Here is a 10,887-nt window from a genome sequence, read left to right as displayed (position 1 = left end):
ATTCTTCTGCCGTCAACGGTTATAGTATTGCTTATATCTCCTGTTGACCACTGGTATTCGTTAAATACACCCGGATCAAGGGTCATGGATTCAGTTCCGCAAAGTGTGGTGTCCTTGCCAATATAAACATCGGGCAGGGGGTTGACAGTCAGGTAAGCCGAATCGTAGTCGGCGCATTGATCGGTTCCTGTCACCTTTACCCAAACATATCCGGCAGTGCCGGTTGAATAGGTTTCACCTGTACTGCCATCGGGCCACAGGTATGAAACCGGTGTTGTATAAGATATTGTACCGTCGAACGTAGCCACTGTATCAGCACACACGGTCTGATCCTGCAGGTTTGCCACAGGAGCATGAATGGATACCGAGCCACCGACAGGAATACCGAAACACCCGAATTCTGTTTGTTCTGTGACTGAAATGCTGTGAGTTCTCCGTTCATAATCCCAGCGAACAATGACACTGTCATTGCCCAGGCCGTAGATTGTGTCCACCAGCAATCCTCCGTCAACTTCCCAGAAGTAAACCGAATTGGGCAGTCCTTGCACACCATAAGCTTCCATAGTGCCGGCACAGGCAAAGGGTAAACTTTGACCATAGCCTCGCACTACGGAGCTTATGATAAGCAATAGGGTCAATATGGTGTTCCTTTTTACCAAATGACTAATTCAACTGTTCTGCTCTACTAACTGTAAAGATTATTAATAGTTGAGTGTATTAGGCACATAGTAGATCGGACCAGTTACAGGTGCAGGGTTAACGATGAATACAACAGTTGTCTTTCCACCGAATGCATAACCAGTTACCGAAGCAGGAGCATTCAGGAAGTCAGACTTCTGTGAAATAGCTGAAACAATACCTGTACCGGTAACACCGGCTGCACTTGCAAGAGTGTAGGTATATCTTGTACGAAGGCTGTTCTGAACAGCTAATGCAGAAGAATTGAATGTATAGGTATAATCAGGCTGTGCACCGGCAAAACCTGCAGCAGGAGTTTTCAGTTTTGCTGCAAGCGGGAAGTTAACAAATGTAGCATTTGTAGAAACATTGGCAGTCACTACACCAGCGGCATTGATATTGTCAATACTTTCAGTTACAACAAAGGAGTAACCGGCTATTGCAACAGGTACGTCTTCAGTAATTGCCAGGACACATGACTGTGCAGCCTGATTTCCGCATAATCCGGTGAGTATGTCTGCAGTGGTAAATTCTGCTGTAGGTGCATCAACCGCGGTTACATTCAACGTTCTTGTTGAACCATCGCATCCGCCGAATGCTGCGGGAGTGTGCTCAACCGATGTGATAGTGTAATTACCGGCAACAGGATAAGTAATCGTGGCATAGTTTGCGGCGCCGGGATAAGCTAAAACTGCCGGAGTTCCGGGGTCAGCTGTGTTTGTCCAGATCCAGGTCAGACCTGCACCAAGAGTTCCAGTGGCAACATAGGTCGGAGAATAAACCGGATCGGGTAATGTATAATAACCCATAGTTTTTCCAACCGTAACATAATCTACATCATTCGGTGCAGCGGCAGCAGGATCATACGCTACATAATTCGCCGGTATCTGACCGAAAGCACTGGTGCCTGCCATAATTGCTACTGCGACACCCAGAACAGTTTTCAAGAAGTTAATCTTTCTCATTTTTGTTTTAATTAATTGTTTATTACTCTATTGCTTACCCGTACTTCATCGTCCGGGATTATATTCACATTTGTGCATTTATGCAAATCATTGATTATATCGTAATCTTGGGATGATTTGTTACGTTTTTTTGATGATTTGTTGATTTCGGCTGACCAAGAAATTGATCTGCCTTATTAAAACCGTTGATATAGATCAATAACCAGCTTCATTCATGAATAGAATTCGGAATGAGATATTCAGGTCCTGTATCCGATTTGTGGTATACGGAGATATCCTGGGTGTCAGTAGATTCGCATCCATACGTATTGGTAACCTTTACCGAATAACTTTCTGTAACAGGTGTACTGGTATCTACAGTACCGGTGGTTATATCGAGGGAGTGAGAAGTACCAAGTATGGTGGCGCCTGATTTCCATTCATAAGCAGCGAAACCTGCACCTGCTTCCAGTGTGATAGCTGTTCCTTCACACACTGTGGTTTCACTTGATATTGAAAATGAAGGCACGGGATTTACAGTAACAGTCACTGTAAAGGTGTTTCCGGTGTAGGTTCCTGTCAGCGGAGTTACGGTATATGTTGCCGTCTGAACGTTGTTCGTGGGATTGGAAAGAGTACCGGTAATATTTGCTGCACCCGAACCGGTAGCTCCGCCGGTAAGACCTCCTGTAACGGTTGGTGCATTCCAGCTGTAGGTGGTTCCCGGGGGAACAATGCCGTTTATACCATCAGTCGGGGTAACAGAAAATCCGGTTCCGCTGCAAACCGTTGCGGTCATATTTGAAATAACCGGTATGGCATTTATGGTAACAGTAACTGTAAAATCAGAACCAGTGCAACCGGCTGCAGTTGGTGTAATGGTGTATGTAGCTGTTTGTGCGCTGTTTAAAGGATTATGCAATGTGCCGGAAATACTGGCAGCGCCTGTTCCTGTTGCTCCGCCTGTAAGGCCACCTGTAACGACCGGCAAAGGCCAGCTGTAGGTTGTACCGGCAGGAACAACATCGGTGCCATTTACAGGTGTTACAGTGAAAGCAACTCCGCTATAGGCTGACGCTGTTTTATTCGAGACAGAAGGAATTGTGTTAACCGTAAGAGTTGCCGCTCCATCGGAGGTTGCTACCGGGTTACAGGTTCCGCTGACCATGCAGCGGTAAGTATAACCGTTCATGGCTGATACGGCATTGGTTACCGTAAGGGTAGCTGTGGCAAATCCTGAATAGGTGCAACCGTCATTGGGTGTGGTGCCGGCGGTAATACTGGTGTAGACACCTGAAATCCCGCGCTGCCATTGATACGTTAATCCTGTTCCTGAAGCGGCCACGGTGAAGGTGCTTGAATTGGTACCCGAACATACAGCAGCCGGAGATGAAGGCTGGGTGGTTATGGATGGGGCTGTGTTAACCGTAAGGCTAGCTGCTCCGTCAGTTGTGGCTGCCGGGTTACAGGTTCCGCTGACCACGCAACGGTAGGTATAACCGTTCATGGCCGATACGGCATTGGTTACCGTGAGAGTAGCAGTGGCAAATCCTGAATAGGTGCAACCGTCGTTGGGAGTGGTTCCGGCAGTGATACTGGTATAGACACCTGAAATACCGCGTTGCCATTGATACGTTAGTCCTGTTCCTGAAGCGGCCACAGTGAAAGTGCTTGAATTGGTACCCGAGCACACGGCAGCCGGAGAAGAAGGCTGTGTAGTGATGGACGGGGCTGAGTTCACCGTGAAGGCCCCTGATATTGTACTCGTGGTGGTACCGCAGACTCCCGTGACAATACAGTAATAGTATAAAGTTCCTGCAACGGTGGTTTGAGGGGTATATGTGTCGGTTTGAGCGCCATTGGCTGATCCTAATGATGTTCCGCCGGTAGTGGATGCCGATGTGTTGCTGTACCATTGATAGGTCAGACCCGAACCCGGACATGTAATTGAAATGGAGCTAAAGGCGCCTCCGATACACTGAGTTTGTCCTGCTGTAGATTGAGCAGTAATAGCTGAAGTATTGACAATTAATGTAGCAGGATTACTTGTGGCTGTTCCACAGGTGCCGGTGACCTGGCAACGATATTGATAATTGTTTATTAACATGGTCGGGCTCGAAATGGTCATATCAGCCGTTGTGACATTACTATAAGGCGCACCATTGCTCAGGTTGTTCCAGGAACTTCCGTTATATACCTGCCATTGGTAAGTAGAAACGGTTCCTGAAGTGGTTACACTAAATGTTGCACTGCCTGTCCCCGCACACATATTTACAGGAGTCACCGGATGAGTCATAATAATGACGTTGGGGTTTATTGTCGTAGTGTTTGAGGCAGCCGTTGCTCCCTGGCATCCACCGCTGGTATAATTTACGGTTACCGTTTTACTTCCGGTAGTCAACCATCTTAATGTAACTGTATTATCAGATGAGCCGCCTCCTGAAATGATTGTATAATCTACAAACTGGGTTCCGCTGAATGTCCAGGCATAACTTGTTTTTCCTGTTTGTGTGGTATAGGTAAGATTACTTCCCTGGCATGAAGGATTTGCAGGAATTGCTGTAAAAGTAGGCGTAGGAGAGGCTATACTTACACCTAATGAACTTGAACCACTCGTTCCACATGTATTTGTCGCGGAAACACTTACATTGCCGCTTCCTGCCGCACCAGTCATTACTGTAACAGTAGTCGAATTTCCACCGGATATAATTGACCATCCTGCCGGAACAGACCAGTTGTAGCTTAATGCCTGGGCTACCGGTGTAATGCTGTAAACAGATATAATGGAAGGACAGACAGTTGTATTACCGGTAATGGCTCCCGGAGATGCTGGTGCTCCTGTAAATACCCCGAGTGTAACTGCATTGGAAGTGACCGGAGTACACCGGTACGCCAGACTCGTCAATTGCACCCGGTATTGATAGCCGTTATTTGCAATAGTAACCGCACTGCTTATGACGAGATTTGCAGTTGTGGCGCCTGAGTATATTCCTCCATTGTTTACATTTGACCAACCTGTGCCATCATTAAACTGCCATTGGTAATTTGGAGATCCGGTGGCTGTTACAGAAAATGTAGTACCGGTTGATGGTGCGCAAATATTACTGTTTGAAGGTTGTACGGTTATTTCCGGAATTTTCTGCATAAAATCCCTTATCCCGTCTCCATTTCCATCCGCAGGTGTTGTATAGCCTGCAGCAGAGGTTACCTTCCCTTCTGAATCAACAGTTACAGGAGCTGTTCCAAGAATACCATCATTGTTGTCATCATTAAATCCTGCTTCATAAGTATCATAACACCCATCATTATCGCTTTCCCTGTCAATTATGTTTGGCAATCCATCAACATCGGTATCGGGGTTGAGAAGCGGTGTTCCGTTTTTTACTTCGCTGGCTCCATTTCCTGCATCCTGGTTATCCACGGCATCAGCTAAACCATCATGATCGGCATCTGTGGCATAACTGTCAATGATTCCGTCACGGTTGGCATCCGTACCCCCCGCTTCATATACATCATAAATACCATCATTGTCGGAATCAAGATCGAACCTGTCTTGGACTCCGTCGCCGTCTGTATCACAATTGATCCGATACTTACACGAAATATCATCCAACGCAAAATCGTTTCCTGAAGCAACGATGTTCAGATTTATAATATCGAAAGTGGCCGTGGTTTTATTACCTGAGTTCCAAATGGCCACTGCATTTACCCATTGGCAGGTTGTGGTGGTTGCGTTAAACTGGCTGCCGATATTTTCACCATTGACATTCCAAATCAACTGAGCCGGATTAGGCATGCATACGGTGGTGACGTAAAAACTCAGAGTATAATCAGTATTGGGTGTTACCGCAATAGCACCGGAACTCCATACTATTTTCCCAGCTGTAGGATCAGCATTGATAACCATCATGTTACCTGTACCTGAAGTATGATCACCACATGTTGAAAAACTGGCATGGATACTTTGAGGATTGGTGACTATGGTATACAAACCTTCAGGCCACAATGTATGATCTCCTGCAGGCGCTGCATAGCCGTATGCAGAAGAAAAACCTGTATTACCTGCACTGAAATCATTATTTGGGAACAGTTCTATGGCTGTGACATTACAGGGCGCATTTTCAGTTACATCCGGTATTCCGTCATCGTCATCATCCCAATCATATATATCAGCTACACCATTTCCGTCTGTATCGACATTATTCTGAATGGTTTGTGTTCCACCGGCATAGGCCGTACCGCTCTCTGTTCCATTTGTAGCAATGTCACTCATTGTAATGGCATTTACCACCAGGGTATGAGGGGAAACGGCTCCGGCTGCTATATCAGCTGTTATCCAGAAATATCCGGTCGCCGGGGCTGTAATAGTTTGTGAAAAATTAAAAGTATGAGATCCTGATCCTAAGCCGGTGGTTATTGTGCCTCCGATTTGTGTTGCGCTAACAAGGCTGTTGGATAGGCTATACCACAGCTTAAAGTTTACCATGTCGGAAGCAATATAGGTTCCGGATGTAGTGAAAGTAACAGAAGTCACTGTGACATTGGATCCTGTAACAAGGGTGGTGAATTTGTATACAGGCTGCTTCACAGAACCCTGCAACACGCTGTTCGCTGAAACAGCAGGCCTGGTAGACCCCAGCATGATTCCACTTGTAGCCGAAATGGTCATTTGTCCACCTGCATAAGCAGTACCGGATTTAATAGCCCTTTCAAATGTCAGATTCGCTGTGGTTAATGCACTTACAGTAAGTGTATTATTATTAGTCGGGAAGGATGCTATGTCAACAGTGATCCAGAAATAACCTGTCGTTCCAGAATTGATTAATTGAGAAAGATCGCTGAAAGTATGTGTTCCTGATCCCAGTCCCGAAATAATTCCGGAGCCAATATTGAAAGCCGAAGCAAAATTATTTGAAGAATTATACCATAATTTAAACCGGACCAGATCACTTCCTGAGCAGCTGCCTGTAGTGACAAAGGATAATGATGTCAGCACTGCGTTGGCGTTTGTGACTGCTGTGGTGAAAGCATAAACCTGCTGATCAAAAGTACCCTGCGTAGCGCTTGCCACGGGTACAGCAGGGTTTGATGATGAAAGCGTTATATTGGCAGTAGGCTGAATGAGTTGTGTTCCGCCCGAAGTGGTTGAACCGGATACATTGGCTAATTCATAGGTCAGATCCGAAGGAGTAATGGCATTTACTATTATTGTTCTTCCCGAAACGGCTGTATTTGAAATATCAGCAGTTACCCAGAAATACCCGGTTGTTCCGGTGGCAACTGTCTGGTTCAACCCGGTAAAACTGTGACTCCCGGTACCCAGCGTGGATGAAATATCTGCACCAATTTGAACTGCTGAAGTAAAGTTATTTGTTGCCGAATACCATAATTGGAACCTGCCAAGATCGGTAGCTGCATAGGTACCGGCTGTAGTAAAATCTACCTTTGTGAGTAAAGCCTCAGATGATGCAATTGCTGTGGCGAAACTAAAAACAGGCTGTTTTAAATCGCCCTGAAACACCGTGTCATTTCCAATTTGTGACGGCGATGATAGTGTTACTGCTGAAGGAAGACTGACGATTACATAACCATCAGCTCCGGATCCGCCCGTTACAGTTCCTGAATTTCCTCTTCTTGAACCGCTGCCACCACCTCCATAGGTTATTCCCGGATTTCCATCTCCGTTAGTGTTACGACCTGTACCACCGTTGCCTCCATTTAAAGCCCTACCTATACCGGCTGCACCATTATTGGCATCTGCGGCCGGTGCAGAGCCTCCGGCTCCAGTTGTTCCGGCACCTCCACCTCCACCTCCGGAATATGATGTTTGTCCATCTGCCCCATTTCCACCTGAATATTTCGTTGAGCCTGTTGATGCGGCTGCTGTTCCACCTTGACCTGCTGTTGCAGAATTGCTTGTTCCTCCCGAACCTCCTACGGCTATAACACGTGTATCGTCGAAGATTGAACTTCCGCCTGCCGTATTGGCAGCACCACCTGATCCTACAACCACATTATAGGTATTGCCGGGAACGACGGTTAAAATGCTGCTTGCAAAAGCACCGCCACCGCCGCCGCCACCTCTTCTGCTATTGCTGGTGATTGTGCTTCCGCCTCCTCCGCCTCCCCATGCCTGCACCTTTACCGAAGTAATTCCCGGTAATGCAGTGAATGTACCTGAAGTGGTAAATTGATACGTTGAAGGGAGAATAGTTATGTTTCCTGATGTATACTTAGTGTTTCCAAGTCCACAGGAACTTGTGTTGTCGGAGAACCAGCAATACCCTTCACAAACTGCGTCAAATGTAAGATTTTCTGTTCCGCCGGTTGTAGGAGCCGTAATTGTTAATGAATATGTATTGGATGAGCCTATGGCGAGATTGCCGGCATCCACACGCACTAAATAATCCGCATCTGAATTCCATTTTACACCAATATTGATATCCGGATCTGTATCGCTCCAGGGAGCGAGACCATTATTAATTACTGTTACGGTAACTGTGCGCGTTTCACCAGCATACCACGTGCTGGAGCCAAAATCCATGGCAGTGAACAGGGCTTTATAAACAGGTGTCCAGGTTATTCTTACCTGGCCGTTGGCACCTGCTTTTGAAGTACTTGCTCCTTCTCCTCTTCCTCCACCACCACCTCCCGGTCCTGTGCCGGCTGTTGCATCGGGATTTCCATCGCTGGCTGCGCCATCTCCTCCATTTCCGCTTCCTGTCCCTCCGGGTGAAGTCGCGTTGGGATTATTCTGACCACCGGTACCATTGTTTCCGTTTGCATTGGTGAAAGCTGATCCACCGCCACCACCGCCATTTTCATTATTTCCGCCACCATTGCTTGGGGCAGTACCACCGTTACCACCTGCATAAGATGCAGTCACACTGCCGCTTAAAGGAGAGGCTGCTCCTCCTGTACCACCTGTGCGGGAATTATTTACTGAACCACCCCCATTGGCTACAATGGTACCTACGGATGAGTTGCCTCCGCCATTTCCCACTGTACCTCCGGCTCCAACTGTATAATTCAATAAACTTCCGGGTGTCAGTCCGGTTAATGTTCCTCGGGAATAGGCTCCGCCACCTCCTCCACCGGCTGCTCCGCCCCTGTTTGAACCACCGCCTCCGGCTCCCCAGCATTCTATGATAACATCGGTTACACCGGCAGGCACCATCCACGATCCGGTACCTGAGGTGAATGTAACAGAATTGGTTTGTCCAATACCTGAATTCAGACAGGCAAATAACAGAAAAACCAAAAAGACTAATCTCTCTGGATGAAAACGGTATATATACTTGCTATAATGAGATACTGATGAGTAATTCAAGCCCGACGCCATTCAATGGTATTTTGATTGTTTTGGTTCCATTTTATTCTAACGAACATTCATTTATAAGGTTACAGTTATTTGATCCGGCAGACTTGTGTTTTGACAGATTAGCAGGGATCAGAGATCAGGGAACATTAATCAGTAATCAGTATTCGGTAATTCGGTTAAACTTCTTAAATCTTAAATCGGTGTTCGGTGTTCGATGTTCATCCCTGGGACCTATGAGACCTATGAGACCTATAGGACCGGAGACATCCAGTAACCAGCCTGCCGGCCGGTAGGCAGGCATCCAAAATCCAGTTACCAGTCACCAGTCACCAGTCACTATACAAGTCACTATACCAGTCACCAGTCACCAGTCACCAGTCACCAGTTACCAGTCACTATTCGATAATCGTAAATCGTAAATCGAAATCCTAATAGCCTAATAGCCTAATTAGTCTAATAATCTAATAGCCTATTTATTCAAAAATTATCGCTAACTTTATTCAGATACCTCCGTATTATCCCATACCATAAAAAGATTTATCTGAAAGGCAAGTCACGTCAATATACGCTTGAAAGCATTAAGAATGAGATACTTGATGCAACCCTTTTAACCGGTTCGGGAATAGGGATTATTGCCTATTTGATCAGTTTATATATATGGATAACCGGCGGATTTCAAATTACATTCGTCCTGTATCTTCTGGTTATTGCCTGTTTTATAACCATTACATACCTGCGTAAAAAGTTAAGCAACACAATCAAAACCTATACTGTCATTTTCCTGTTGTTGTTTCTGTCGTTAATGGATGTTATTTATTACGGGCTGTTTTCGGCAACACGTATATATATGGTATTGATTCCGTTTTTCTGTATTCTTTTTCTTTCCAGTCGGCAGTCGGTTATAATATATGTTATTACAGTGACATGTTACTTCATCACCGGTTTGCTTCACCACATGAATATACTCTCCATTCCGCCTACCTATATTCCGGCTGAGTATATCAACCAGGTTTATCCATGGGTAATCAATTCGGTACATTTACTTTTAGTGGGCATTATCATCCTCGTTATTACCCGGCAATTCATTATCGCTTACCAGAATGTGATCAATAACCAGGAATTAATCATCAAAGATCGCACGGATGACCTTCTTACAGCAAACGAAGAATTACAGGCTACCACTGAAGAACTTGCCGGTCAGAAAGAAGAGCTTGAAGGCGCGTTAAATATGTTGCAGGAAACACAGGATCAGCTGATCGAATCGGAAAAAATGGCCTCGCTGGGCGTTCTTGCTGCCGGAGTAGCTCATGAAATCAATAACCCCCTGAATTTCATAAACGGGGGTATCATAGCTATTTCCAACTATATAAGTGATAAGGTGCCTGATCACGAAAGTACAGTAGGTCCGCTGATTGATGACATACAAACCGGAGTCAGACGGGCTGCCGATATAGTTTCAAGCCTGAATTATTACAGCAGGCAGGATAATAGAAACCTTGAGACCTGTAATATCCATAATATCATCGATAGTTGCCTTGTTATGCTGAACCACAGGCTGAAAGGAAAAGCACAGGTGACCCGGAATTATACTGATCAGCCTTTCAATATTATGGCCCATGAGGGTAAACTTCACCAGGCCTTTCTGAATATTCTTTCTAATGCAGAACAGGCTATTGAAAAAAACGGAATGATCAGGATAGATACAATTAAAAATACTGACAACCTGGAAATAAATATATCTGACAACGGTTGCGGCATTAATGAAGCCGATATTACCCGTATAACGGATCCGTTTTTTACAACAAAAGAAGCAGGTAAGGGTACGGGCCTGGGACTTGCCATAACCAAAACAATTCTGCAAACCTATAATGGTGTTTTGCGGTTTACTTCCAAACCCGGTAAAGGCACCTGTGCAACCATTATTTTTCCGCTTACTTAAATTCA

Annotated in this window: 4 protein-coding genes; 1 reads left to right on the top strand and 3 read right to left on the bottom strand. The window is 45.6% G+C overall.

Going from position 1 to position 10,887, the window contains the following annotated elements:
* From VK179_09250 to VK179_09240, 3 genes are all read right to left on the bottom strand, one after another.
* On the bottom strand, positions 1-638 hold a 638-nt coding region (locus VK179_09250; GenBank protein ID HLO58914.1), incomplete at its 3' end, for a hypothetical protein.
* Positions 639-701: 63 nt separating this feature from the next.
* Entirely contained in the window at positions 702-1,643 is a 942-nt protein-coding gene (locus tag VK179_09245) for a hypothetical protein (protein HLO58913.1), read from the bottom strand.
* A gap of 208 nt (positions 1,644-1,851) precedes the next feature.
* Positions 1,852-8,964 carry a PKD-like domain-containing protein gene (locus VK179_09240; protein HLO58912.1) on the bottom strand — a complete coding sequence of 2,371 codons (7,113 nt, stop codon included), beginning with the start codon at positions 8,962-8,964 and terminating at the stop codon, positions 1,852-1,854.
* Between the two features lie 454 nt (positions 8,965-9,418).
* Here VK179_09240 and VK179_09235 point away from each other — a divergent pair, with 454 nt between their 5' ends.
* The gene (locus VK179_09235) at positions 9,419-10,882 is read left to right on the top strand and encodes an ATP-binding protein (protein ID HLO58911.1); all 1,464 of its coding nucleotides are present in this window, start codon (positions 9,419-9,421) and stop codon (positions 10,880-10,882) included.
* The last annotated feature ends 5 nt before the right edge of the window (positions 10,883-10,887 follow it).

The organism is Bacteroidales bacterium, assembly GCA_035299085.1.
Lineage (GTDB): Bacteria > Bacteroidota > Bacteroidia > Bacteroidales > UBA10428 > UBA5072.
The sequence above is the reverse complement of the archived record's forward strand: the minus strand, read 5'-3'. Positions and strand labels throughout refer to the sequence as shown.